The organism is Kitasatospora sp. NPDC028961, from assembly GCF_055564815.1.
Genome location: NZ_JBVHVO010000004.1, coordinates 115212 through 139953, shown reverse-complemented (window position 1 = coordinate 139953; position 24742 = coordinate 115212). Strand labels below are relative to the sequence as shown.

At 75.6% G+C, this 24742-nt stretch carries 24 protein-coding genes; 6 read left to right on the top strand and 18 right to left on the bottom strand.

All coding sequences use genetic code 11. The features are described from left to right. Positions 1 to 61: 61 nt before the first annotated feature. Both ACZ4UX_RS10965 and ACZ4UX_RS10960 read right to left on the bottom strand, forming a co-directional pair. On the bottom strand, positions 62 to 1003 hold the full coding sequence (locus ACZ4UX_RS10965; protein WP_465706391.1) for an MBL fold metallo-hydrolase: 942 nt from the start codon (positions 1001 to 1003) through the stop codon (positions 62 to 64). Between the two features lie 129 nt (positions 1004 to 1132). Further along, positions 1133 to 1879, bottom strand: a complete 747-nt coding sequence (locus ACZ4UX_RS10960) for a DUF4232 domain-containing protein (protein ID WP_465706390.1) — start codon at positions 1877 to 1879, stop codon at positions 1133 to 1135. Positions 1880 to 2180: 301 nt separating this feature from the next. On the opposite strand from ACZ4UX_RS10960, the gene ACZ4UX_RS10955 reads away from it, so the two are divergent. Beyond that, a complete protein-coding gene (locus ACZ4UX_RS10955; RefSeq protein ID WP_352295687.1) occupies positions 2181 to 2351 on the top strand; it encodes a hypothetical protein in 171 nt (56 codons plus the stop codon). 285 nt (positions 2352 to 2636) lie between these two features. Beyond that, entirely contained in the window at positions 2637 to 3233 is a 597-nt protein-coding gene (locus ACZ4UX_RS10950; RefSeq protein WP_465706389.1) for a hypothetical protein, read from the top strand. 92 nt (positions 3234 to 3325) lie between these two features. Here the strand turns inward: ACZ4UX_RS10950 and ACZ4UX_RS10945 are convergent, their stop codons facing one another. Both ACZ4UX_RS10945 and ACZ4UX_RS10940 read right to left on the bottom strand, forming a co-directional pair. After that, the gene (locus ACZ4UX_RS10945; protein WP_465706388.1) at positions 3326 to 3763 is read right to left on the bottom strand and encodes an SH3 domain-containing protein; all 438 of its coding nucleotides are present in this window, start codon (positions 3761 to 3763) and stop codon (positions 3326 to 3328) included. Positions 3764 to 3968: 205 nt separating this feature from the next. Further along, positions 3969 to 4343, bottom strand: coding sequence for a DoxX family protein (locus ACZ4UX_RS10940; RefSeq protein ID WP_359804847.1), 375 nt, complete (start codon positions 4341 to 4343; stop codon positions 3969 to 3971). 256 nt (positions 4344 to 4599) lie between these two features. Between ACZ4UX_RS10940 and paaI the strand changes: the two genes are divergently transcribed. Continuing rightward, a complete protein-coding gene (gene paaI, locus ACZ4UX_RS10935) occupies positions 4600 to 5037 on the top strand; it encodes a hydroxyphenylacetyl-CoA thioesterase PaaI (protein WP_465706387.1) in 438 nt (145 codons plus the stop codon). A 78-nt stretch (positions 5038 to 5115) separates the two neighbouring features. On the opposite strand, the gene ACZ4UX_RS10930 is transcribed toward paaI, so the two are convergent. The 10 genes from ACZ4UX_RS10930 to ACZ4UX_RS10885 all read right to left on the bottom strand — a co-directional run bounded on the left by ACZ4UX_RS10930 (position 5116) and on the right by ACZ4UX_RS10885 (position 17704). Then, entirely contained in the window at positions 5116 to 6381 is a 1266-nt protein-coding gene (locus ACZ4UX_RS10930; protein ID WP_465706386.1) for a phenylacetate--CoA ligase family protein, read from the bottom strand. A gap of 57 nt (positions 6382 to 6438) precedes the next feature. Then, positions 6439 to 7311: an SDR family NAD(P)-dependent oxidoreductase gene (locus ACZ4UX_RS10925; RefSeq protein WP_465706385.1), complete on the bottom strand. Its 873-nt coding sequence runs from the start codon at positions 7309 to 7311 to the stop codon at positions 6439 to 6441. Further along, positions 7308 to 8624 carry an MFS transporter gene (locus tag ACZ4UX_RS10920; protein WP_465706384.1) on the bottom strand — a complete coding sequence of 439 codons (1317 nt, stop codon included), beginning with the start codon at positions 8622 to 8624 and terminating at the stop codon, positions 7308 to 7310. The genes ACZ4UX_RS10925 and ACZ4UX_RS10920 overlap by 4 nt, the downstream gene beginning before the upstream one ends. A 50-nt stretch (positions 8625 to 8674) precedes the next feature. Continuing rightward, positions 8675 to 9907, bottom strand: coding sequence for an AMP-binding protein (locus ACZ4UX_RS10915; RefSeq protein ID WP_465706383.1), 1233 nt, complete (start codon positions 9905 to 9907; stop codon positions 8675 to 8677). After that, complete coding sequence (locus ACZ4UX_RS10910; protein WP_465706382.1) at positions 9904 to 10953, bottom strand: ATP-grasp domain-containing protein; 1050 nt, start codon at positions 10951 to 10953, stop codon at positions 9904 to 9906. The genes ACZ4UX_RS10915 and ACZ4UX_RS10910 overlap by 4 nt, the downstream gene beginning before the upstream one ends. Beyond that, on the bottom strand, positions 10950 to 12362 hold the full coding sequence (locus tag ACZ4UX_RS10905) for a KamA family radical SAM protein (RefSeq protein WP_465706381.1): 1413 nt from the start codon (positions 12360 to 12362) through the stop codon (positions 10950 to 10952). Before ACZ4UX_RS10905 ends, ACZ4UX_RS10910 begins: the two co-directional genes overlap by 4 nt. Positions 12363 to 12368: 6 nt before the next feature. Beyond that, positions 12369 to 14075, bottom strand: a complete 1707-nt coding sequence (locus ACZ4UX_RS10900; RefSeq protein WP_465706380.1) for a class I adenylate-forming enzyme family protein — start codon at positions 14073 to 14075, stop codon at positions 12369 to 12371. A gap of 232 nt (positions 14076 to 14307) precedes the next feature. Continuing rightward, positions 14308 to 15684 carry a flavin monoamine oxidase family protein gene (locus ACZ4UX_RS10895; protein ID WP_465706379.1) on the bottom strand — a complete coding sequence of 459 codons (1377 nt, stop codon included), beginning with the start codon at positions 15682 to 15684 and terminating at the stop codon, positions 14308 to 14310. Further along, a complete protein-coding gene (locus ACZ4UX_RS10890) occupies positions 15681 to 15968 on the bottom strand; it encodes an acyl carrier protein (protein WP_465706378.1) in 288 nt (95 codons plus the stop codon). The genes ACZ4UX_RS10895 and ACZ4UX_RS10890 overlap by 4 nt, the downstream gene beginning before the upstream one ends. Beyond that, the gene (locus ACZ4UX_RS10885) at positions 15965 to 17704 is read right to left on the bottom strand and encodes an AMP-binding protein (protein WP_465706377.1); all 1740 of its coding nucleotides are present in this window, start codon (positions 17702 to 17704) and stop codon (positions 15965 to 15967) included. Before ACZ4UX_RS10885 ends, ACZ4UX_RS10890 begins: the two co-directional genes overlap by 4 nt. Positions 17705 to 18386: 682 nt before the next feature. Between ACZ4UX_RS10885 and ACZ4UX_RS10880 the strand changes: the two genes are divergently transcribed. After that, positions 18387 to 18821 (top strand): hypothetical protein, encoded by a 435-nt coding sequence (locus ACZ4UX_RS10880; RefSeq protein WP_380387283.1) that lies wholly within the window; start codon positions 18387 to 18389, stop codon positions 18819 to 18821. 84 nt (positions 18822 to 18905) lie between these two features. Here ACZ4UX_RS10880 and ACZ4UX_RS10875 read toward each other — a convergent pair whose 3' ends face one another. Further along, positions 18906 to 19223 (bottom strand): hypothetical protein, encoded by a 318-nt coding sequence (locus ACZ4UX_RS10875; RefSeq protein WP_465706376.1) that lies wholly within the window; start codon positions 19221 to 19223, stop codon positions 18906 to 18908. A 549-nt stretch (positions 19224 to 19772) separates the two neighbouring features. Between ACZ4UX_RS10875 and ACZ4UX_RS10870 the strand changes: the two genes are divergently transcribed. Beyond that, positions 19773 to 20603, top strand: a complete 831-nt coding sequence (locus tag ACZ4UX_RS10870) for an SDR family oxidoreductase (protein ID WP_465706375.1) — start codon at positions 19773 to 19775, stop codon at positions 20601 to 20603. Positions 20604 to 21208: 605 nt separating this feature from the next. After that, on the top strand, positions 21209 to 21412 hold the full coding sequence (locus ACZ4UX_RS10865; protein WP_465609919.1) for a hypothetical protein: 204 nt from the start codon (positions 21209 to 21211) through the stop codon (positions 21410 to 21412). 71 nt (positions 21413 to 21483) lie between these two features. Here the strand turns inward: ACZ4UX_RS10865 and ACZ4UX_RS10860 are convergent, their stop codons facing one another. Genes ACZ4UX_RS10860 through ACZ4UX_RS10850 form a run of 3 tightly spaced genes read right to left on the bottom strand, consistent with a single transcriptional unit; the run spans position 21484 to position 24526 of the window. Further along, positions 21484 to 22824, bottom strand: coding sequence for a sensor histidine kinase (locus tag ACZ4UX_RS10860; protein ID WP_465706374.1), 1341 nt, complete (start codon positions 22822 to 22824; stop codon positions 21484 to 21486). Further along, positions 22821 to 23642: a response regulator gene (locus ACZ4UX_RS10855; RefSeq protein WP_465706373.1), complete on the bottom strand. Its 822-nt coding sequence runs from the start codon at positions 23640 to 23642 to the stop codon at positions 22821 to 22823. The genes ACZ4UX_RS10860 and ACZ4UX_RS10855 overlap by 4 nt, the downstream gene beginning before the upstream one ends. Further along, positions 23639 to 24526, bottom strand: a complete 888-nt coding sequence (locus ACZ4UX_RS10850; RefSeq protein WP_465706372.1) for a hypothetical protein — start codon at positions 24524 to 24526, stop codon at positions 23639 to 23641. Before ACZ4UX_RS10850 ends, ACZ4UX_RS10855 begins: the two co-directional genes overlap by 4 nt. Positions 24527 to 24742: the final 216 nt, after the last annotated feature.

Below are 24742 nucleotides of genomic sequence, written 5' to 3'. Positions count from 1 at the left end.
TCCGCTCCGCCGCGCCCGACCGCCGGTCGCGCCGGACCTCCGGGACCCCTGTCGGCCCCGGTCAGCCCGTGCGGTAGGAGAGCACGAAGTCGTCGAAGGCGTGCCGGCCGGGGCGGGCGGCCGCCTCGTCCAGCGCACGCCGGATGTCGTGGAGCTGGGCGACCGTCATCTGCAGCGGGGGCTCGTCGGGCTGGTAGGTGTACCGGATCGGGTAGTCCACCCCCGGCCGGTCGGTCATCTCGATGTGGCAGCCGAGCACGTGGCTGACCGGGTGGTCGGCGGCGAAGGCGATCAGCCGGTCGATCGTCGCGACGTAGGCGTCCCAGTCGGCGATGTAGAGCCGCCCCGGGTAGACGGTGTCGCCGGTGAGCAGGAAGCCGGTGAACGGGTCGTAGTAGGTGAGGGCGGCCTCGTGGTGGCCGGGACTGGTCAGACAGGTCAGCGTCCGCCCGCCGAGGTCGAGCCGGGCGGGGAGGTCGGGATCGTCGCCCAGCCCGAGGAACGCCCGGACGGTGTCGGCGGCCGCGTCCACCACGACGGTGTCGGGCCGGTCGGCGAACTGCGCGTCGCCCGCGACGTGGTCGCCGTGGCCGTGACTGTGCAGGACGAGCAGCCGGTAGCCGGTGCGGGGGTGGCGGGCGAGCCACCGCGCGACCAGCTCGTCGACCACGCGGCGGAGCGGGAAGAGCTCGGGGGACGCGGTGGCGCCGGTGTCGATCAGTACCGCCCGCTCGCTGCCGAAGAGCAGGAAGAGGAACGGCGCCTCGTAGTTCACGGCCATGTTCTGCCGGAGGATCACGGTGTGCTCGTCGTAGTGGTGGACCTGGAGTTCCGGGTCGGTGTTGTGCTTCGCCGACTCCGAACCGTGGATCCAGCGCACGTCCAGGGAGCGCCCGGCGGCGTGCTCGGCCAGGTTCGAGAAGTCGATCGGGGCCGGAGAGCCGACCGGGGCCGGGGGGCCGGCCGGGTCCGTGCAGGCGGTCGGGTGCGGGCCGGAGGTCATGCGGTCTCCCGTCGGTGTCGTTCGCACCGGCCGGGTGCGCCACCCGCCCCCGTCCGGCGTCGGCTCGACCGGGAGCCGCCCTCGCGAACCTAGCAGCCGCCCCCGGCCCCGGGAGCCGGGCGGGCCCGGTCAGAAATCGTCGGCGCCGTTGCGCAGCTCGTACGTCCAGTAGCCGGTGGCCCAGGCCGCCGGGTCGACGGCGATGCCGCCGTTGCCGGGGGCCTTGACGGTGGCCGGGCCGCTGCCGCCGTCGAGGGCGACGGAGAAGGCGGTCACCGGCTCGTTGTTCTCGTGCACGCCGCCGTCGGACAGCTTCACGAGGGCGTAGGCCGGGGCGCCGGCGGTGAGGACGACGGGCGCGGCGGGCCTGCTCTTGGCCACGGCGGGCACGTTCTCGCGGTGGCTCTCCAGGAACCGGATCCGGGGGTACTCGCTGAGCCGGCAGCTGTGGCCGGAGGTGTTCTTCGCGGTCAGGACGAGGTGCGTGTAGGGCGGGCCGTCCTGGAGGGCGGCGCTGATGGCGACATCCTTGACCGCGCAGAGCGGCGCGGACGCCGCCGCCGGATCGGCGGGTGCCTGCGTGGCACCGGTCGGCCGCGCGGAGGGGGTGCTCGTCCCGGCGCCGGCACCGGTACCGGCACCGGTCTTGGCGCCGGACGGGGCGGCGGTGTTCGGCGCGGTGCCGGCGGCGGTACCGGCGGAGGTGGTGGTGGCCCCGGTGGCGGCGGGCGTGGACTTCGCGGCCGTCGTGGGCGCCGGTGCGGCGGCGGTCCCGCTGTCCGCGGGGTTCCCGCCGCAGGCGGTGAGGACGAGGGCGAGCGCGGCGGTGCCCGTCGCGGCCAGGGCGGTGGTGCGTCGGCGGTGAGTGGTGCGCATGGGAGGCCCCCGGTGTCTGTGGTGCGATGCGGAACCCGGTCTGCCGGGTCTGGGTACGACCTTGGCCCGGGGGTCGTTCCGGCCGCCAGGGCCAGCCGCCGATTCGGGACGCTGGAACGTTCTTCGGCCTCTGACCTGCGCGAACGCGGCGGCCTGGAACGGCGGCGCGGAACGGCCGGGTCGGGCGGAGCGGCTCGGGCGGGGTGGGGGGGTAGGATCGGCGCCGGCCGGGAGAAATACCCCCTCGGGTATATTCGGGAGGGCGGCCGGTCCGGCCGCCCCGAAGAAGAAGGAGGGCGTCATGTGTCGACGCGTCGTCTGTCGGTCCTGCGGAAAGCCGGGCTACGCCGGGTGCGGCATGCACGTGGACCAGGTGCTGGCCGGGGTGCCCCGGGCCGACCGCTGCGCATGCGGGAAGGACGGCGGCCGGGCCGCCGGAGGCTGGCTGGGCAAGCTGTTCGGTCGCCGCTGACCGGCCCGGCGGGGCGCGGCCGAAGGGGCGAGGCTCGGCCGCGACCGGTGGAGCCGTGGGGTGCGGTGGGGAGTCGCGGTCAGGAGGGCGGAGCGGGAGGGCGCGGAGGTGGCCGCCGAGGGCCCCGTCGTCGGTGCCGAGCACGGTGCCGTGGTGTGGGGGCGGGCACTCCACGCCCTCGACCTTGCGCCCCGGGAAGGTCGCCAGGACGGTCGGCGAGGTGCGCCGGCGCGGCGGGCGTCGCCGCGCTCCTCGCCGGGTAGGGGAGCAGCCGGGGGTGAGTCCATGCGGGGTGCGGCGGGGGCGTCGTTCGTGGTGGTGTCGGGGGTCTGCTGGCTGGTGCCCGCGGTGCTGAGCGCCTGGGGGATCCTCGAACTGCGGGACCACGGCTCGGGGCTGGTGGCCGCGGGCTGCTTCGCGGCGGTCGTGCTGGGCTGCGTGGCCGCCGTGGTCCGGCTGGCCAAGGGGAACGCGGAGCGGACGGCGGCTGCCCTGTTCGGCCTGCTGGCCTCCTGGATCGGCCTCCTCGTCTGCGGGTTCGGGATGCAGGAGCAGCAGCTGCTGCACGACCGGGGGGTCACCTCCGAGGCCGAAGTGGTCCGGACGGTCGTCGGCTCGGACCCGATGGCCGGTCAGGGGCCGTCCGTGACCGGGGTCGACGTGCGGCTGGCCGACGGCACCGAGGTCACCGGCATCGGGACCGGGGGCAGGCGCGCCGCGCTCGGTGACCGGCTCCAGGTGACCGTGGACCCGCGAGGCACCGTCGACCCCCGACTCGGCCCGCGCCCCGATCCGGCGGACCGCACGGTGGCCGTCGTCCTGCTGGTCGTGATGGCCGGGCTCGCCCTGTTCGGGGGCGCCTCGATGGCCGACGAGCTCTGAGCCGACGAGATTTGAGCCGACGAGCCCTGAGCCGACGAGCTCCGGGCCAGCGAGCTCCGGGCCGACCGGGTCGGCCCGGGGGATCGGCGGAATCAGCGGGGGGCCGGCCCGATCTCGGTCGACCCGCCGGCGCACGGGGGAGCGGCGCGCCGGCACTCCCGGGGCGGGCAGTCCGCGGCGGGCGCGGCGGCCGGCTCGTGGCGGGTGAGCAGGGACCAGAGCACCCAGCCGGTGACCCCGGTGCGGGTGACCGCGACCTTGCCCCAGCGGGTGCCGAGCGGGGAGGCCCAGGTGTCCAGGACCTCGACCCGGTCGCCGCAGTGCGTCAGGCCGAGCACCGTGTCGTTGACCGAGTGGTCGCGGCGGACGTTGGCGGCGCCCGCCGCGACCTCCCAGCCGGTGCGGCCGTTCTCGGGCGGCCGGGGCACGGGGTCCGCGTCGGCCGGCCGGTCGCCGCCGGCGGCCACCGCCGGGAGGACCAGGATCGTCAGGGACAGGACCGCCGAAGCGGTCCGTCCGATCAGGCGCACCGGGACCTCGGTGGATCGGTCTGTGTGGGCATGTACGGCAGAACGAGCGGGCGATGCGTGTGCGGACCGTTTCCGCCGCGCGCCACCCGGACGGCGGCCGCCGACTCGGTCGATCGGGTGGTGTCCCGTGTCCCGGCCCGGCGGGGGCCGGTGGGGCGCCGCACCGCCGCCGGGCAGACCCGGTGGGCCGGGGTGCCGGGGCCGGTCAGCCCCGCGGTCGCCGGCCGACCCGCAGGGCCCACAGGATCAGCGGCACCTGGAGCGGCAGCCGTGCCACGGCGAGGGCCGGCAGCGGGGCCGGCCGGTGCCGCCAGTCGTAGGCCATCTTCACGTTGGCCGGGAACACGGCGGCGAAGAGGCCCGCCGCGGCCAGGGCGCCGACCCGCCGGGTGCGCGGTACGGCGACCGCCGCGCCGATGGCGAGTTCGGCGACGCCGCTCGCGTACGTCCAGCCCCGGCGGCTGCCCGGGAGCCGCTTGGGCACGATCGCCTCGAACGGGCGGGGCGCGGCGAAGTGCAGCACCCCGGCGCCGAGCAGCAGACCGCTCAGGAGCCGGGTGGAGAGTCTCGATCGCTTCACGGTCACTCCTCGGACGATGTGGTGCCCCGGACGCGGCCGGCGGGGCGTGCCGGGGGCCGCGCCCGGCCATGGTTACCGAACAGTAGCGTCCCGTCGTCCGGGCGGGAAGGCGCCCCCGGGGCCGCCGGTGTGCCACGCGCGGTCCGGGAGGAGGGTCATTGACAGGCGGTGCCGCGGCTCGGTCTAATCCGGAGCGCAGGATGACGGGCGGTGCTGGTTCGGCCACCTGCCGGGCCCTCGGGGAAGGCGGGACGTCGTGGACGCGGACACCGGAGCGGCCCCGGCCGGGGAGTCGGCGATCGACGCGCTGTACGCCCGGGACCGGGCCTGCCACGCGCTGGGCATCACCCTCGACGAGGTGTCCGCCGGACGGGCGCTGATGCGCATGCGGGTCGGCCCGGACATGGTGAACGGCCACGGGACGGCGCACGGCGGCTTCCTGTTCCTGTTCGCCGACGCGGCGTTCTCCTACGCGTGCAACAGCCACGGCCCGGTGACCGTGGCCCAGGCCGCGCAGGTGACCTTCCTGGCCCCGGCCGAGGCCGGCGACGAGCTGGTCGCGGAGGCGGTGGAGCGGGCCCGCGCCGGGCGGCAGGGGATCTACGACGTGACCGTCCGGCAGGCGACGGGCAAGGTCGTCGCGGAGTTCCGCGGGCAGAGCGTCGTCATCGCCGGCCGGCCACCGGTGGGCTGACCGGCCCACCCGGCGGCCCACCAGCGACAGACCGGCGGCCCCGCCCGCGGCGCCGAGTCCCGCGGCCGCCCGTGCTGCTCAGTCCCGGGGCCGCTCGTCCACCACCTGACGGAGCTTGCCCGTCCGGGGGTTGGTCGCCAGCTCGGCGCGGGGCACCCACTCGACGGCGAGGTGGTGGATCGCGCCGGACGCCACCTCGGCCGGGTAGAGCGGCACGGCCGCGTATACGGCCGCGACCAGCCGTTCGCCGAGCCCGCCCGGCGCCGCCGGCGGCGGCCCGGTGTACCCGAGGCGCAGCACGAGGCCGTCCCGGCCGTCCCAGCGGCGCTGCACCAGCTGCAGGCCCGAGATGACCCGGTCGGGGTCGGCGGCGAGCAGCACCGCGCGGATCTCCTCGGTCGGCAGGGCCACCGTGCCCACCCGGGCGCCCTCGTTCGACCGGCCGACCAGCCGGAACGTCCCGCGCTCCGGGTCGACCCACTCGGCGCGGTCCCCGGTCGGGTACCGGAGGATCGGCATCAGGGTGCGGAACAGATTGGTGACCACGACCCGGCCGGGCACGCCCGCGGCCGTGACCGGCTCGCCGGTCACCTCGTCGACCAGCTCCACCACCGTGCGGTCCGGGAAGGCCTCGTGGACGCGGACGTCGTCGCCCGGCACCGGCGCGCCGACCAGGCCGGCGTCGTTCGAGGCGTAGCCGACCGAGGAGACGGCCGCCTTCGGGAAGGCCTGGGACAGGATCGGCCGCAGGTCGGCGAAGAGCAGGTCGCCGCCGAAGAGCAGCAGTTCCACGGAGTCGGCGCTGCGCCCGCGCCGGACCAGGCACTCGGCCACCGCGCTGAGCTTCATCGGCTCGCCCGCGAGGACGTGCACGCCGAAGCCGGTGATCAGGTCGACCACGTAGTCGTCCGGCGCGGCGCAGCCGACCGGCAGGCGGACGTTCTCCACCGGCGCGTGGTGCAGCGCGTTCTCGATGTAGAGGAAGCCGCCGTAGAGTTCGCCCGCGCAGAACAGGTTGGCCACCCGGTGGCCGGGTTTCAGACCGGCCCGGACCATGCCCGCGCCGAAGGCGGTGACGGAGTCGGCGTGCTCGGTGCGCGACCAGGGGGAGAACTTCGGGACGCCGGTGGTGCCGCCGGTCTTGTAGACGCCGGCGTCGGTGAGCGGGCCGGTCAGCAGCCGGTTGTCCGGCCAGGTGTTGGCGGCCCAGAACGCGGTCTGGTCGATGAGGGGAAGTTCGGTGAGGTGCGAGATCGTCCGGGGGACGTCGCGGTACGCCTCCGCGTAGAACGGCGAGTTGCCGCGGGCGAAGTCGACCAGCTCCTGAAGCGGTTTCGCGGGCACTGCTCCTCCTGTCGATCGGTGGTTCCGGGAAGCTGCTGATGGTCCGTCAGTTCGGTTTCAGGCCGGGAGGTGCGGGTGCCCGATCCAGCTGTGGGCGAGGCGCTGCACGGTTGAGCCGTCCCGGTCGGCGAGCTTGTGGTCCAGGTGGGCGGCGGACCACGCGTTGGTGGGGACGCGGAAGGCCGGACGCTCGGCGAGCAGGGTCCGGACGACCACCTCGGCCACCTCCCGCGCGGGCTGGCCGGCGGCCTCCCAGCCCTGGGCGCCGAGCCCGTCGAGGTAGTCGGCGAAGGTGCCCGCGTACGGGCCGGAGGCGGCCAGCAGGGTCGAGCGGTCGATGTCCGGGAACACGCCGAACGCGGTGTCCGGGACGAAGCCCGGTACGACCACCGAGACCCGCACACCGTGCGCCGCGGCGACCGGGGCCAGGCTCTCCATGAACCCCTCGACGGCGAACTTCGCCGCGCAGTAGGCCTCGTTGAACGGCTGGCCGACGACGCCGTGCACGCTGCCGATCGTGACCAGGCGTCCGCGGGCGGCCCGCAGCAGCGGCATCGCGGCCCGGCTGACCGCGACGACGCCGAAGAAGTTCACTTCCAGGTTGGCCCGCAGCGCGGCCGCGGTCGACATCTCCAGGGTGGGATCGGAGTTGGAGACACCGGCGTTGTTGACCACCGCGTCCAGCCGGCCGTACGCCCCCCGCACCTCGTCGAGGCAGGTGGTCACGGAGTCGGCGTCGGTCACGTCGAGGCGGCGGACGTCCACCGCGACGCCGGCGCGGCCGGCGGCCGCGCGCAGGGCGTCGGCCCGGCCGGGCTGGCGTACGGTCGCGACCGTGCGGAACCCGGCCCCGGCCGCGGTGACGGCGGTGGCCAGCCCGATGCCCGAGGACGCCCCGGTGACCAGCAGGACACCCCGGTCCGGCGTCATGAGGTCTGCTCCGCCGGGGCGGGCGGGGTGGCGGTGGCCGGTCCGGCGTCGGCGGGCGGCTCCTGCGCCCCTTCCCGCTCGGTCGCGTCGAGCAGCGGCTGGATGCCGAGTGCCGGCAGGAAGGAGAGCGCCGCCAGCAGGGTGCCGCCGGCCATCACCGTCCGGGCCGCGTCCAGGATCCCCAGCGGACCGGTGAGCAGCGAGACGGCCAGCCCACCGGCCAGGGCGGCGAGCGGGATCACGCCCCAGGTGACGGTCCGGAAGGCGGCGTGCATCACCCCCTGGTGCCGCGCCGACATCCGGGACTGCCGGGTGGGGGCGCTGCAGACGTTGATGCAGGACATGAAGAAGCCGTAGCAGCCCATCGTCACGGCGATCACCGGTCCGGCCGGCAGCGCGGGTGCGGCGAGCACCCCGAGGCCGACCAGGCAGTGCAGCAGCAGCGACCAGGCCAGTGTCCGGCCCAGGCCGAGGCGTTCACTGATCCTCGGGGCGACCACCGCGCCGGCCAGGGCGCCGACCGCGGCGACCGACATGGCCGCGCCGAAGACACCGACCGAGACGTCGAGGCCCCGGTAGGCGAGCACGGGCAGCACCGTGACGAAGATCGGCCCGCCGCAGTTGAGGGTCACCGCGGCTGCCACCACCCGGCGCAGCACCGGGTCGGCCCGGTTGAGCCGGAAGCCCGCCGTCAGCCGCTCCCGCACGGAGCCGGTGGCGACCGTCCGTTCGCCCCAGGCCGGCATCCGGCGGAAGCAGGCGGCGGAGACCAGGTAGCTGGCCGCGTCGACGAGCAGGGCGGCGACGCCCAGCGCGCTGTAGAGGCCGGCCGCGATCGACGGCCCGGCCACCTCCGACACCGAGCCGCTGCCCTCCAGTCTGGAGTAGGCGCGGACGAGTTGGTCCTTCGGCGCGACGGCGGGGACGGCGACGAGGTAGCCGACGTTGAAGAAGATCGTCGCGCCGCTGATCACCGCCACGCAGCCCACCAGCAGTGGCGTGGAGAGCGCGTCCAGCCAGTACGCCAGCGGGACGGCCGCGACGGCGAGCAGCCGGACGAGGTCGCAGACCAGCATCGTCCGGCGTTTGTCCCAGCGGTCGACCAGCACGCCCGCGACCGGGCCGAGCAGCGGGATGCCCAGGTACTGGGCCATCGCCACGACGCCGACCTGGAGGGCGCTCGCGTGCAGCACGAAGATCATCAGGGTCGGGACGACGAACACGGTGACCCGGTCGCCGACCGTGCTGACCGTCTGGCCGGCCCAGAACAGGTTGAACCCGCGCCCGAGCGAGACGGGCCTGCGCGGCTTCACGGACCCTCCCGGTTTCACGGGCCCTTCCGGCTTCACGGGCTTCCGCGGCTTCACGAGCCCTCCCGGACGACGAGGCCGGCCGTCTTGCCCGTCCGGCCGTTGCTGACCAGCTCGTCCACCCGGCGCACCCGGAAGGACTCCGGATCGTGCTGGAAGGCGGTGCTGAGCGTGAAGGTCGCGGACAGCACGGCCCTGCGCAGCCGCTCGGTGTCGGGCGGTCCGCCCGGGCCGGCGAGCAGCAGCAGCTCGACCGTGGCGGCCCGGCCGTGCTCCTCGGTGATCACCACCTGGGCCCGGGACACCCCCGGCTCCCGCTCCGCCCGTGCGATGACGTCGTCCACGTGCAGTCCCAGCCCGCGGACCTGCACCACGCTGTCCCGGCGGCCCAGGACCCGCATCGCGGAGCCCGGCCGGCCGCACGGACAGGCCAGCAGCGTCCCCGCGTCACCGGTGCGGTAGCGCAGCACCGGGTTGAGCACCGCCGGGTCGAGCGTGGTGAAGTCCAGCAGCTCCGCCGCGCCGACGTGCACCAGCTGTTCGGGCAGCGGGTGGAAGGTGTCGGCCGGACAGTCCGGGGTGTTGGTCCCGACCACCCAGGTCTCCGTGCTGCCGAACATGCCCCACCGGCGCGCCCGCGGGGCGACCGCGGCCAGGTCCGCCTCCAGCTGCGGCTGCCACGCCTCGCCGAGCCAGAGCACCTTGCGCAGCGCCGGCAACTCCAGCCCGGCGTCCCGCGCCCGGGCGAACCAGAGCCGGAGCACGCTGGGTGTCCCGCCGATCGCGGTGACCCGGGCGGTCGCGAAGAACCGCAGCCAGTCGGCGTACTCGTCGGTGGCGACCGAGCCCACCGCGAGGATCCGGCACCCGGCGAGGTCGGCCAGCGCGGCGGCGAGGAAGTGCGCGCCCCACATCCGGCCGGCGCCCCAGGCGTTGACGAAGACGTCGTCGCGCTCCAGCGGCCGCCACCGCGCGTGCACCCCGGCCATGTAGAAGCCGGTGGGGGCGTGGCCGACCTTGGGCGCTCCGGTGCTGCCGCCGCTCTGGAAGAGCCAAGTCGCCCCGGCGCCCGGGGCGGCCCGGGGTTCGAGGTGCGCGAGGGCGGCGTTCAGGCCGTCCTTGTCCAGTGGCGGCAGCGCGGCGAGCCCGTCGAGCGTGCGCGGGGCCGTGCAGTCCGCGTAGCGCCGCGCCAACTCCGGTACGCCGCGCAGATGTTCGAGGGTGCGCCGGGCGACGTGCAGCCGCGGCTCGGCCGCGTCCGGGGGGAGTGAGAACAGCTCGGTCATCGCGTCCGGGTCTCCGTTTCCGAGGTGGGCGTGGCCGGTTCGCCGCCGCGGCCGGCCAGCCAGGCGGCGTGGGCGTTCCGGTAGGCGGTGAACCGGGCGCGGGTGATGTCCCGTTGCAGGGTGCGCTGCGGGTCGTCGAGGTCCGGGGCGATCACCCCGTCCGGTTCGAGTTCGGAGAACCAGTACCGTTCCCCGTCGAAGAGGAAGTCGACGCAGAAGAACGGCATCGGCAGCCGCTCGGCGAAGTAGGCGGTGGCGGCGGCGAGTTCGGTCGGGACGGGCGGGAACTCCATGGCGCCGCCCCGGCTGGCGTTGGCCACCGGCGAGCCCGGCTCCGGGATCCGCTTCATCACGGCGTACGGCTCGCCGTCGACCACGTACACCCGGTAGTCGACCGTGCCGTCGCCGAGGTAGGGCTGGACCACGAGCGTGGTGTCCCCGCCCTGCGCCAGGCTGGCCAGGCCCCGGAGGTCCTCGGCGCTGCGGGCCAGGTTGATCCCGCCACCACCGCACCAGCCGGCCGGCTTCACGATGGCCGGGTAGGTCATACCGCCCAGCGCCACCTCGTACTGGTGCTTGGCGATGTCGCGGCCGGTGCCGATCCGCACGGTCGGGACCGGGGGGACGGGGGAGTCGGCGAGGTGCAGCAGGGTGGCCAGCTTGTCGTTGCCGATGAGCGACATCAGCGGGGGGAACGGCAGGTAGAAGCCGGCCTGTTCGAGCACGGCGTAGAGCGCGTACTGGTTGAAGACGTCCATCGACTGGTACGGCAGCGAGTAGAGGGCGGTGACGAAGAGGGTGTCCTGCGGCGAGACCGCCTCGTCGTCCACGTAGACCACCGGCCGCCCGCGTACGGTGCCGTCGACGGTGACCGCGTCGGGGGCGTGCCTGGTCCAGCTCATCCCCAGGCTCTCGGCGACCTCCGCGTAGAGGTCCCAGAAGAAGGGGTGCCAGGTCGCCGCCATCCTGGTCGACTCCCGGTCGGGGAAGATCCAGCACATCCGGCGCAGCGGCCCGGCGCCGGGCGCGGTGGGGGGTGGGGTCACGGCGTGTCCTTCCGAGGGGGTGCGGACGCGGAGGCGCCGGGCTGCTCGGACCACCAGCGGCGGCCCGGCTCCGGGAGGGTGTCCACCGGGTCGTAGTACAGGTGGCGCCGGTCGAGCACGGCGTCGAGGTCGGTGCTCTCGCGGGCCTCCGGTGCGGTGCGGTAGTCCTTCGTCCAGGAGGAGATACCGCGTTCGCGGTCGTAGGCGACCGCCTGGTGCACCCAGCGCTTGCCGAGCTGGGGGACGTCGCAGACGATCCGCGGGGTGGCGTAGCCGGGCAGGTAGCCCATGATCGCCTCCTGGAGCCGCTGGGCCCGGTGCACCGGAGTGCGCCAGTGCTCGGCGCCCGGGATCATGTCGCAGAGGTAGAAGTAGTAGGGGAGGATGTTCGCCTCGCCCTGGAGGGCGAAGCAGAGGTCCAGCAGGTCCTCGGGGGTGGCGTTGACCCCGCGCATCAGCACGCCCTGGTTGCGCACGTCCCGCACGCCCGCGTCCAGCAGCGCCCGGGCCGCCTCGGCGACCAGCGGCGTCACCGACTGCACGTGGTTGGCGTGGGTGTGCACGGCGAGGCTGACCGACCGGCGGGCCGCGACGGCGGCCACCCGGCCCAGCCCCTCGACGATCCGCGGCTGGAGCCAGTGCTGCGGCAGGCCGACCACCGCCTTGCTGGCCAGCCGGATGTCGCGCACCGACTCCAGCTCCAGCAGCCGCAGCAGGAACGTCTCCAACTGCGGCCAGGGCACGTTGGCGAGGTCCCCGCCGGAGACCACCACGTCGCGCACCGACGGGGTGCGCTTGAGGTGGTCGAGGATCTGCTCCTGCCGGTCCACCGGCCGCAGCGCCAGCCTGGTCTTGGTGACCTGGGGGGTGGAGTTGCCGACCAGGTCCATCCGGGTGCAGTGCCCGCAGTACTGCGGGCAGGTGGCGGTCAGTTCGGCCAGCACCTTGGTGGGGTAGCGGTGGGTGAGCCCCTCCACCACCCACATCTCGGCCTCGTGCAGGGAGTCGCGTTCGGCCTTGGGGTGGCTCGGCCAGCGCGGGTGGCGGTCCGCGCGGACGGGCAGCATGTAGCGGCGGACCGGATCGGCCAGGAAGGCCTCGGTGAACGCCTGCGGCACGGTCGGGGCGTGCGGCGCCATGGTGTTCAGCATCTGCGGCGGCAGCAGCATCGACATGGTGGCGAACCCGGCCTGGTCGGCGGCGAGTTCGTCGTAGAAGCGGTCGGTGAGCAGCGCTCCGACGACGCCCCGCAGCTGCCGGGCGCTGCGCACGCAGTGCGCCCGCTGCCACTGGGCGTCCCGCCACTGCGCCGCGGTGACGTGGCGCCAGCCCGGCAGCCGGCGCCAGTCCGGCTCGGCCAGCGCGGTCCGGACGTACCGGTAGGGCTGCCGGGTGGGTTGGCGGTCCATCGGGCGCTACTGGCCGGTGAAGCGGGTGGCGAAGCGGGTCCGCAGTTCGCGCTTGAGCACCTTGCCGGTCGGCCCGAGCGGGAAGTCCTCCGGTGTCCGGGCGATGCTCACCGCGGCGAGCGTGGCCAGTCCGGCGCCGGCGAGCGCCTTGTTGGCGGCCTCCTGGACCTCCTCGGCGGTCGCCGCCGCGGCCTCGGCCTGCAACCGGACGACGGCGAGCGGCCGTTGGCCCTCGCCCGGCGCCCCGGGCACGCCGATCACCGAGCAGTCCTGGACGAGCTCGCCGCAGTCGGCCAGCAGCACCTCCTCGATCGGCAGGCTGTAGACCGGGCCGGCCGCGGTGTCGATGACGTCCACCGTCCGGTCGAGGTGGTAGAAGTTGCCCTCGGCGTCGCGGCGCGCCACGTCGCCGGTGAGCCAGTGGCCGGCCAGTTCGAAGCTCGCGGTGAGCCGGGGGTCGTTCCAGTACCCCGGGGTCCGCGAGGGGGAGACGACACCGAGCAACCCGACCGTGCCGTCCGGGAGTTCCTCGCCGTCCTCGCTGAGGATCGAGGCCCGCCGGACGACCTCCAGCGGCTTGCCGACGCAGCGGTCGTCGCGGGCGCTCTCCGGTGTGGTCACCTGGCCGAACAGCGCCATGCCCATCTCGGACGAGCCCAGGCCGTCGATGAACTGCGAACCGGGCAGGTCGGGTTGCTCGGCCCGCTGCCGGGGCAGCAGCCACGGCCGGATCAGCCCGGCCGGCCGCCGCCCCAGCCGCACCAGCCGCCGGATGTGCCCGTAGTGCGCGCTGTCCCCGGTGTTGAACCAGGAGTGCACCTCGGCCGCGCCCCTGGTGGGCGGTTCGCCGGTGGCCAGCTCGACGAAGGTGCGCGGGAAGGAGGCGACCATGGTGGGCCGGAAGGCCTCCATCACCGGCTCCACGACCGCCCGCCGCCAGTCGGACATCACCACGGTCGGCAGACCGAGCAGGGTGGCGGTGAGGAAGTAGCTGAGGCCGCCCGCGTGGGTGTGCGGCATCATCGACATCAGCCGGTCGTACGGCTCCGCGGGGAAGCGCACCATCCGCGGCTGCTTGCCGTCCCAGAACTGACGGTGCGCCAGCATCGTGGACTTCGGCGTGCCGGTGGTGCCCGAGGAGTGGATCAGGGCGACCACGTCGGCGTCGGCGTGCCGGTACGGGTAGACCTCGGGGAGCCGGGCCGCGCCGGCGTCGAAGGCCCGGATCTCGGCGGCCGGCACGATGAACCGGGGGCGGCGGCTCGGGGTCTCGCGGTAGGCCGAGGCGAGGCGGGTGGGATCGTCCGCCACGATGCCGACCACTCCCACGTGGTCGAGGTAGCGGACCATGACGTCGTGCCGCATGGCATCGTTGACCAGGGCGGGGACGGCGCCGAGGGCGGTAAGCGCGAGGAAGTGCAGCAGTGGTTCCAGGCCCTCGCCGACGACGATGCCGACCGGCTCGCCGGGGCGCACGCCGTTGGCCCAGTACCAGCTGGCGTAGCAGTCGCGCAGGGCGGCGAGGTCGAGCAGGCTGTGGCCGCGCAGGACGACCGCGCCGCGGTGGTCGGTGTGGTGGCTGTAGGCGAACGGGACCGCGCGGTTCGGGTTGACCGCGAGGGCGTGGTCCAGGAAGTTGCCCGCGCCGAGGGCGGGTTCGGTCATCAGCCGTTCCCGGGCGGCGAGGGGCGCGAGGGGACTCCGGTCGCTCATGGCGGTCTCCTGGGGGAGTGGCCCGGCGGGGTCCTTGTGGAACCGGGCCGGGCGAGGGCGGGGGGCCGGCCCGCGCTGCGGCGCGGACCGGGTGGTGCGGGCGTGCGGGTACGACGGGGCGCCGGGTGGCGGTGCCCCGGGGCGGGACGGCTGCCGGTGCGCCTCCGTGAACGGCCCGGCCGGGGCGGGGCCGCGGTGGGTGCCGGGCTGGGCACCCGGCTGGGTGGCGGGGTCAGTCCCGGGCGAGGATCTCGGCGACGACCCGGTGGCCGGAGCGGACGGCGCCCTCCATCAGCCCGAAGTACTCGGTGCTGGTCTCGGTGCCGGCCCAGTGCACCCGCCCGTGCGGTGCGATCAGCGTCGGCCCGTACCGGAGCCAGTCGCCGGGCCCCCGCAGCGCCGCGTAGCAGCCCTGGCTGTACCGCTCGTCGACCCAGTCGGTGATGTGCAGGCCGGTCGGCGGCGGGAGCATCGGGAAGATCCGGGCGGCCTGCTCCACCACGGCCGCGCGCTGCCGCCGCGGGCTCAGCGCGCCGAACCGCCGGGCCTCGGCCCCGGTGACGAAGCCGGTCAGGACGCCGACCCCGCCGTCGGCCGGTGAGTCGTCCACCGTCGACAGCAGCGGGCCCTCGGCGTTGACCGACCAGCCGGAGAGGCCGTGCGCGCGCCAGAGCGGCGCGGGGTAGACCAGGGTCGCCTTCACGGCGCAGCCCCGCGCCGTCCGGTCGCCCGCCCGGGGCACCGCCGGCGCCGGCCGGTGCTCGACGGTGTCGGCGAGCAGCGGCGGCAGCGCAAGCACCGCGACATCCGCCCGGTGGGCGCTGGCCGTCGTGTGGACGGTGACCCCGGCGTCGTCCTGGTGGACCGCGCGGACGGCCTCGCCGAGCCGGACCCGGCTGCCCAGCCGGCCGGCCAGCCGCTCGCACACCTGGTGGGCGCCGCCGGTGATCCGGTCCTGCTGGGCGCCGCCCTCGAAGGCGTTGAGGTAGCGGACGCCACCGCCCGAGCGGAGGTAGAACGCCATGTGCAGCACGGAGACGTCGGCCGGGTCGGCGGCCATCATCTCGCCGAGGAACAGCGGGAAGAAGAGTCGGGCGTCCGGGTGGGTCAGCCGTCGGTCGGCCCATTCGGCGGCGGTGAGGGTGTCCAGCCGCTCGGCGTCCGGAGTGAGCCACGGCGCGTCGGGGCGGACGGCCGCGGTGAGTTCGTCCAGTAGGTCGAAGAGGTCGCCGAGAGCCACGGCGTTGAGCGGCGGGAACCGGCCGTCCCGGGTGGTGCCCTCGGGGCCGAGGACGAACCGGCTGGCGCCCCGCATCGTGGTCGGCGTGGTGTCCAGGCCCAGTTCCTTGACCAGGGCGAGGAGTTCGGTGTGCCGCTCGCCCAGGTAGGCGGCTCCGGCGTCGACCTGGCAGCCGGGCGCGACCGGCAGGCCGCGGGTGCGCCCGCCGACCCGGGTCCGGGCCTCCAGCACCATGACGTCGATGCCCCGGGCCGCCAGCCCGGTGGCGGCGGTGAGGCCGGCGAGCCCGGCGCCGACCACGACGGCGGTCCTGACCGGGCCGGGCTCCCGAGGTGGGGGTGCCGCCGCGGCGTCGTCGGGGTCGGTCATCTGCCGGCCGCGATCTTCTCGGCGAGCGCCCGGGGCGTCGGCGCGAGCAGGAAGTCGTCGAAGGACAGCTCCACGCCGTGGTCGCGGGCGATCGCGCTGAGCACCCGGGTGGCGATCAGCGAGTCGCCGCCGAGCTGGAAGAAGTCGGAGTCGGCCGCGACCTCGGGTGTCTCCAGCACCCGGCGGAAGACGGCCACCAGGCCGTCGACCCCGGCGGCGGAACGCTCCGCGGCGGCTGCCGGTATGCCGTGGACGGCGGTGGAGAGGGTGGTGTCAACGTTCATCGAAGGTCTCCTTTGACCTGTTCGGGGGCCGCGTACCGCCGGTGCGAGCCGGCCCGGTCGACCTTTCCGCTCGTGGTGCGCACCAGTTCGGGGACCACGGTGATCCGGCTGGGCACGAGATGGCCGGGCACCTCCGCGCGCAGGTACGCCAGGACGTCGGTGTCCAGCGTTCCTCCCGTCGCGTCCGCCCGCGCCACCACATAGGCGACCAGGGCGGACCGGCCGGCGAGCGTCGCCGCGGCCACCGCCACCGCGTGCACCCCGGGGTGGCCCGCGATGTGCGCCTCCACCTCCGCCGGGTCCACCCGGACGCCCCGGACCTTGACCTCGCCGTCCAGCCGGCCGCGGTGGGTGAGGAGGCCGTCCGGGGACCCGCTCACGAGATCGCCGGTGCGGAAGCAGCGGACGCCGTCGACGACGGTGAACCTGGCGCCGGTGGCCGCGGGCAGGCCGTGGTAGCCCAGCGCCACGGACGGCCCCCCGATCAGCAACTCACCCTGTTCGCTGATCAGTTGGACGACATGGTGGAGCGGGCGGCCGATCGGCGCCCGGGCGCCGCCGGGCCAGTCCCAGCCGGTCGGGGGCGCCTGCGGGCCGTGCAGGTCGACGGCGTGGGTGATCAGCGTCGTCTCGGTGCAGCCGTAGGTGTTGACCAGGCGGATCCGCCCGGTTTCCAGCGCGGCCCAGTCGGCCAGCCGGGCGGGGCTCGCCGGCTCGCCCCCGATCACCAGCACCCGTACGCAGTCGGGCAGGGGTGCGGCCTCCTCGGCCAGGTGGAGCACCAGCTCGTGCCAGAAGGCGGTCGGCAGGTCGAGGACGGTGATCCGCTCGCGCTCGACCATCCGCAGGAACCGCGGGAAGGACCCGCGGTGCGCCTCGTCGTCGAACACCAGGGTGGCGCCCGCGGTGAGCGTCGGCAGGATCTCCTCGAAGCAGGTGTCCCAGTTGAGGGAGGCGAACTGCAGCACGCGGTCGTCGGGGGTGAGGCCGAAGAGCTCGCGCAGCGAGGGCACCACGGCGGCGAGGGCCCGGCGGGGGGTGAGTACGGGTTTCGGCTCTCCGGTGGAGCCGGAGGTGAAGAGGAGGTAGGCCGGTTCCCCGCCGCCGGTCCCGCTCCGGCTCCCGGCGCCGTCGCGGGCATCGCTGTGGCCGGTGTCCGCGTTCCGGCCGGAGTCCGCGTTCGGGCCGGTGTCCGTGTTCCGGCCGGAGTCCGCGTTCCGGCCCGGCTCCGCCGGAGGCGGGCGAAGGGTGTCCGGTGCGGTGCCGGGAACGGCGTCCGGCGCGGTGCCGGGCGAATTCGGAACGCCCGCCCGGGCCGTTCTCCCCAGGTTTGCGGAGAATTCCGGCAGGGGGGCCGGGGCGATCCAATCGAGGCCGAGTCGGTGTGCCGATCCGGGATCGGCCGCGACCATTGTGCGACAGCCGACCGCCGAGAGCATCGTCTGCGACCGGTGGGCCGGGAATGCCGGATCGGTGGGGCAGTAGACCCCGCCCGCGGCGAGGATGCCGAGCAGCCCGACAACCGTTTCCGGAATGTGGTGCGCCTGCACGGCGACCACCCCCGGATCGGGCCCGAGGCGCCTGGCCAGGTCGCTCACCGCCGCGTGCAGACGGGCGTAGCCGATGGCCCGGCCGTGCCGGACAATCGCCGGGCGCTCCGGAAAGCGGCCAACGGTTTCCGTGAACGCGTCAAGTAAGTCGGAAGGAACTCCAGTGGTGCTGTTGTCATGTGACATGCCCGCCCCAAAGAATGCTCGCAAGCGCTCATTTGCGCTCGGCGGACCGGGACTCTACCTTCGAACATGCGGTGTCACAATGGCTGTTGAGGATATTGCGGCGCCGTGGTGTGGTCGAATGGTGAACGAAGCCGCGCTGCCGAAGAATGTCCGCCGTCGCCGGATTGACGTCGGTGGCGGTGGGAAAGAATGGCGCCGAGCCATGTCCCGGTGAACGTCCGCCGGCCGTTCGTGCCGGGTCCGACGGAGCCTCATGGGTGGGGTCCGCCGCCGGCGCGGCCGGGTGCGGGCGCACCGCCGGTCCGGGGGCGGCGGCGCCCAGGAGGTTGCGGTGCGGCGCGGGTGAGACCGCTGCGGTGTTCGGGGCCATGCCGCCGGTCGCGGGTCTCTCCCGGGCGGTGACGACGCGATCGCGACCGGTGCCGTCGCCCGCCCGGTCCCGGTCGGCCGCCGCCACCGTGCGTCGGCCGGGCTCCTCCAGGGTCGGCCCGTTCCGGCCGTGGTGCGGGGTGCCGCCGCCTGGCCGGCGGTCACGCCGCGCCCTGGCCGGCCGGTGGTGACCGGTTCCTGCCACGGTCGGCCGGCGCAGGCCTGACTGCGCGCCGACGGGGCAGTCGGACCCGGAGAGAAGCCCCGGGCACCCGGGTCGGGCCCGGTTGCCGATCGCCAAGGAGGAGTCGCCGTGAGTGATGCCGTACCGCCCTCGCCCTCGCTGTCCGTTGCCGAACTGTCCTCGGAGGCGGCCGAGTTGCTCAGCGCCGCGGTGCGCAGCGGCGCACCCGGGGGAGCGCCCGGCCTGGTCCTCCCGGGGGACGCGGTCGAGGCCGTCGCCGCGCTGGCCGGGGTGACCGCCCGGCTGCCCGAACTCCTCGACCAGCTCGCCTCGTTCCTCAGTAGTGAGCAGGCGGCCGGGCGCGTCGGCCCGGCCCGCGGCGAGGGGCTCGACGGGGAGCGGGCCCACGAGGCCCTGCGGGCCGCGCGCGACGCCCGCGAGCACCTCTACGAGGCGGCCCGCACCGCGGCGCTGGTCGCCGAGGCGGTGACGGCGGCCGCGACCGTGCTGGCCCCGCTCGGCATGGCCCACCCGGCGGGTCGACCGGCCGAGCCGCACGCCTGAGGGTCACGGCCGGGCCGACGCGGCCCGGCCGTGACCCTCGCCCGGCGGCTCGCCGGCTCGGCCGGCGGAGTCCGGAGACCGGCCCTACGGGAGGATCGGACCGATCGAGACCTGGGTGGTGTAGACCCGGCTGTTGCCGCAGTTGGCGGTCGCGGTGCCGTCGCCGAGTCGCAGGCCGCTGGTGACGGTGATGCCGGACATGCACTTGGCCGAGACGGACCAGGCCCGGCGGGGTTCGAGGCCGGAGCAGACGCCGACGCCGAACGGGCCCGAGGGGTAGGCGACGCACGAGCCGGTGGTCGGGCTGTCGGCGCCGGCCCGCGCCTCGGCGGCGGTCGGGGCGGCCAGCGCGGCGGCGGAGGCGAGCAGGGAGGTCAGCAGCAGGGAGGTGGTGCGGCGCATGGGGAGTCCTTCCGAGGGTGGCGGTGGCGCGCGAGGGCTGCACGGGCCCGACGGGGTCCGCTGGGCTCCGACGGGTGAGTGAGGTGCCGTTAGTTGTGTGGGGCGGGTGAATCCTGAGGGGGATGTGTGATGACTGTCAACGGTGTGTGACATGAGCAGGCGACTTCGCGCCACCGGGTGAGACTGCTCGGCGGTCCGCCACGGGGCGCCCCCGACTCCCGCGGGCCACTTGCCGGTCAGGCGGCCGAACTGCTGGAAATGACGGGTGACAGACACCCGGGGCCGCCGCGCGCTCGCGGACCCGACCGGGCGCCAGACCCTGGAGGCCCTCCGCGCCGACGGCCTCGCGAGCCGCTGAGGCCGGAGCGCCGCCCGGCCCCGGGGCCCCTTTCGGGGCCGGGCGGCGCTCCGGCCGAGGGGCGCATGGCGGATTCCCACGCCCCTTCGCGCCACCGCGCGCCGCAGGGCGGTCGGTCCCGGCTCTGGGCGGCGGCGGACGGCTCTGGGACCGTGGCGGGACACACCGCACACGAGGTCAGGGGGGCCGTCATGGCACGACGTTGGCTGGTCACGGGTTGTTCGTCCGGGCTCGGACTGGCGCTGGCGAGAGCGGTGGCGGCCGCCGGGGACACCGTGGTGGCGACCGCCCGCAAGCCGGTGGCGCTGGACGGCCTGGTCGGCGAGCACCGGGGCCGGGTCGTCCCGGTCGCCCTGGACGTCCGCGACCCCGGGCAGTGCGCGGAGGCCGTCGCGGTGGCGGTCGACCGCCTCGGCGGGCTGGACGTCCTGGTCAACAACGCGGGCTGCGGGCTCTTCGGAGCGGTCGAGGAGGTGGGCGACGACGAACTCCGGGACCAGCTGGAGATCCTGGTGGTGGGCCCGTGGCGGCTGGCCCGCCTGGCGCTGCCCGTGATGCGCGCGCAGCGCGGCGGACACATCCTCAACGTCTCCTCGCTGGCCGGCCGGACGGCCTTCCCCGGCCTGGCCGCGTACGTCACCGGCAAGCACGCCCTGGAGGGCATGACCCAGGCGCTGGCGGCCGAGGCGGCCCCGTTCGGCATCCGGGTCGCCGCGCTGGAGCCCGGCGGCTACGCCACCCGGTACGGCTCCTCGCTCGCCGACGCGGCCGGCCGCTCGCCGGACTACGCGGAGTTCACCGGCCCGATGCGCAGCGCGCTCGGTGCGCTGGCCGAGGTGCCCGGGGTCGGCCGGCCCGAGGACTTCGCCCGGCAGGTGCTCCGGATCGTCGAGGCCTCCGGACCGCTCCCGGTGCGGATACCGGTCGGGCCCGGCAGCGCCGAGCACCTGACGGCGGTCGAGGAGGCGGCCTGCGCCGAGATCGCCGCCGCCCGGGCCCTGTTGGCGCCGCCGCGGACCTGAGCCGGCGACCGACCCGGCCGCGCCGGACACCGCAACCGCCCTCCCGGCGGCCCCCTCCGTCGTAGCCTGGCCCGCGGGGACCCCGCTACGGCGACCGGCCGGCGGGGTGGCGGGCAACGGTGCGAGCCGGGGGCGGCATGCGGAACACGGTCAACGGCGGGACGTTCTTCCACGCGGTGGTGCAGGGCCGGAACGTCACCATCCAGCTGCCGGCGCCCCAGGACCCGGCCCTGGCGGGACTGCCGGAGCCGAACGCGTCGTTCGTCGGCCGCACGGCATCGCCCGGGCGCTGGCCTCGACCCGCCGGTTCACCGCACCGCCGTGCGCGCGCTGACGCCGCGTGCTGCTGCCTGCCGCCGCCTGCGTGCCGACCGACGGGCGGTCGCGTCGCGCCGGGCGCTGGGCCGTTCGCCGGGGCGGCTCACCCGACCGGGGCATGTCTGTCACCCGTTCGTACCGCTCGGGTGGCGAAAAGGGCGACTTGCCCGCGTTCGTGTGCAAACGTTTCGCGGGTGCCCCTCACCGGGTGCCTCTGGGGCCCGTTCCGGGCCCGGCCCGTTCGTGAGGGCGGGTGGCAGAGCAGTGATGACCTTGGAAGGCGTGAGATGTCCGTGCGTGGAAACCTTGGCAAGTTCGTCGTCACCGCGGTTCTGGCCGCCGCGGCCGTAGTGGCCGTGCCGACCGCGGCGCTGGCGCACAGCGAGCCCCAGCCGTCGTCGTCGTCGGGTCTGGCGGCGGGCGCGGCCTCGGTCGGCCTCTTCGGCCCGAAGCTCAGCTGGCTGGAGGCGTTCAGCAAGAGCAACGGCTGACCGACGGCTTCCCGACACCCGGGCGCCCCGGCCGCATCGAGCGGCCGGGGCGCCCGGCGTCGTGCCGCTGCCTACGGGTGCGCGCCGTCCGGCTGGGCGGGGGCGGTCTGCTCGCCGGGGACGGTCTGCTCGCCGGGGCCGAGCTCCTCGGCGAGGGGCTCACCGGCGCTCCCGGCCGGCAGGACAAGGGAGGCGACGGCGCCGCCGTCCGGGTGGTTGGCGAAGGTCAGTTCCGCGCCGATCACCCGGGCGTGGCCCTGGGCGATGGTCAGGCCGAGACCGTGTCCGCGCCCGCGCTCGCGCACGCTGGTGCGGAAGCGCTGCGGTCCGTGCCGCAGCAGGTCGTCGGGATAGCCGGGGCCGTGGTCGCGGACGGTGATCCGCAGCCCGTCGACGCTCAGCAGCACCGGGCCCCGGCCGTGCCGGTCCGCGTTCACCAGCAGGTTGGCCAGGATCCGGTCCAGCCGGCGCAGGTCGGTGCGCACCACCGGTCCGTCGGCACCGGGTGCCGGGTCGGTCGGGGCGTCGCCCTCCGCCCGCACGGACAGGCCGACGGTCAGGCCGGTGATCGTGACCGTCCGCCGGACGGCCCGGCCGAGCGGCACGGGGGACAGGTACGGCGTCTCCGCGTCCGCGTCCAGCCGGGAGACCTCCAGCAGGTCCTCCACCAGGGAGCGCAGCGCCTGGACCCGGTTGCGGACCAACTGGGTGGGCCGCCCCGGCGGGAGCAGTTCGGCGGCGGTGACCAGACCGGTGAGCGGGGTGCGCAGCTCGTGCGCGACGTCCGCGGTGAACCGCTGCTCGTCCTCCAGCCGGCGGTGCAGCGCCTGGGACATCGAGTCGACGGCGGCGGCGAGGTCGGCGACCTCGTCCCGGCCGTCTCCCAGTTCGCCCATCCGGGTGTCCGTCCGCCCGGCGGCGATCTCGCGGGCGGCCGTCGCGGCGGTGCGCAGCCGGCGGCTGATCCGGTCGGCGACGAGCACGCCCGCCAGGACGGTGGTGAAGACCGAGGCGGTGACGGTGATCAGGATGATCCGGTCGAGGTCGCCGATGGCGCCGCGGTCCGCGGTGAAGTCCACCCGGACGGACAGCACCGCGCCGTCGACGGGCGCGGCCGCCCACATCGCCTCGCCCTGCGGGCCGGTGGCCAGGACGGAGCCCTGGCGGCCGTCCGCCGCGAGCGCGCGCAGCCGGGGCGGCAGCGCCGGATCGTCCAGCGTGACGCCGGGGCGGGCGGGTTCGCCGTTGCGGCCGTAGGCGATGAGGGCGGAGTCCAGCGCGCCGAGTGCGGACCGGCGGGCCTGGTCGACGTGCTGACGCACCATCGCCTGGTGGACCAGCAGACCGACGCTCAACGCGACCAGGACGGAGATCGCGGCGACGGCGGTGGCGATCTGACGGCGCAGGGTCATGCCGGGCGCCGCAGCTTGTAGCCGAAGCCGCGGACGGTCTCGATCCGACCCGAGCCGATCTTGGCGCGCAGCCGCTGGACATGGACGTCGACCACCCTGGTGTCGGCCCCCCAGTCGTAGTCCCAGACCCGTTCGAGCAGACCGGAGCGTTCCAGCACGGTGCCCGGCGCGGCGGTGAACTCCAGCAGCAGCCGCAGTTCGGTGGGGGTGAGCGGGACGAGGCGGCCGTCCACCCGCACCTCCATGCTGTCGGTGTCCACCTCCAGTCCGTCGATGGCGCGCACCGTGCGGGCCGCCGGCGCCGGTTCGGCGTCGGCGGGTGCGGAGGCGGGTGTCGCGGTGGGCGTGGCGGTGGGCGTGGCGGGTCCGGCGGGTGTCGCGGCCGGCGCTCCGGTGCCGGCCGCCGGTTCGGGCGCGGGTGCCGCTCCGGCCGGTGCCACCGGGACCCGGCGCAGCACCGTGCGGATCCGGGCCACCAGCACCGCGCTCTCGAACGGCTTGACGACGTAGTCGTCCGCCCCGGCCTCCAGCCCCGACACCACGTCGACGGGGTCGGTGCGCGCCGACATCATCAGGATCGGCAGCTGGCTCTCCTCGCGGATGCGCCGGCAGAGGCCGACCCCGTCGAGGAGCGGCAGCATCACGTCGAGCAGGATCAGGTCGGGGCGGGCGGTGTGGAACGCCTCCAGCCCCTCCAGCCCGTCGGCGGCCGTGCTGACGGGGAATCCGTAGCGTTCCAGGGCCATCCGGGTGGCCTCGCGGATCACCTCGTCGTCCTCGACGATCAGGATGTGCGGGTGGACGGGGGCGGGAGTCATCGCTTCGCTTCCGGGGCGGCCGGGGTCGGGGGAGCCGTGGTCGGCACTGCCGTGCCCGGGCGGGGGGCGGGGACCGGGACCGCCTGGTCGGGGCGGCGGGGCTGGCCCACCCCGCTGGAGGGCGAGACCGCGGGCTTGGCGGAGAACGGCGCGGCACTCGGCTGGGCGGCTCCGGCCGGCTCGGAGGGCCGGTCGGCGGGGGTGGGGCCGTGGCCGGGCGCCGTGACCGGACCGATCGCCTCGACCCGCTGCTCCAGGAGGACGAGCCGGGTGCCGTTCCAGCCGTAGTGGCTGATGGTGCGGGAGGAGGGGGTGGTCGCCTCGTTCAGCCAGAGGTCGGCGGCGAGGGTCTCGGCGCTGAACGCCCGGAGCACCGCCACCCGGAGGACGGGCACCACCCCGCCGCCGCCCAGGGTGTAGACGTGCAGGACGACCGAGCCGCCGGTGGCGACCGCGGCGATCAGCTCGGGGCGGCCGTCACCGGTGAGATCGCGGAACTCGGGGTCGCGGACCCCGCAGTCCGGACAGCCGGTCAGGGCGCGCCGCTCCTCCGCGGACAGGGCCGGGTCCTTGGCCAGCAGGGCGCCCAGGTCCACCGAGGTGAGGTCCGGGCCGGGCACGGCGACACCCGGCACCGGTACCGGTGGCGGCTCGGCGGGGCCCGTCTCGGACGCGGCGGGGGAGGTCGGCGACGGCGCCGCGGCCAGCGCCGGCCAGAGCGGCTGCGGCTTGGGGGACGGCGTCACGGGCCGGGCGGCCCCCGCGTCCCGCAGTTCCCCGGGGGTCGCGCACCCGGCCAGCGCCACGAGCAGGCCGAGGACGGCGACGGCGGATCCGCGCGCCGCCGCCCGGGGCCCTCGGCGGGGTGGGTGTGCTGCTGCCACGGTGGTCGTCCTCTTCCTGGTCTGCGGTGAGGCGTCGGTTCGCCCACGGTGATAGGTCGCCCGAACGCTACCGGGTGGTTCCGCCCGCCCGGGCACCGCCCACCTGCGGGGAGACCCCGGCGGCCGGGGGGGGGGGGGGGGGGGGGGGGGGGGGGGGGGGGGAGGGGGGGGGGGGGGGGGGGGTGGGGGTGGGGGGGGGGGGGGGGTGGTGGGCTC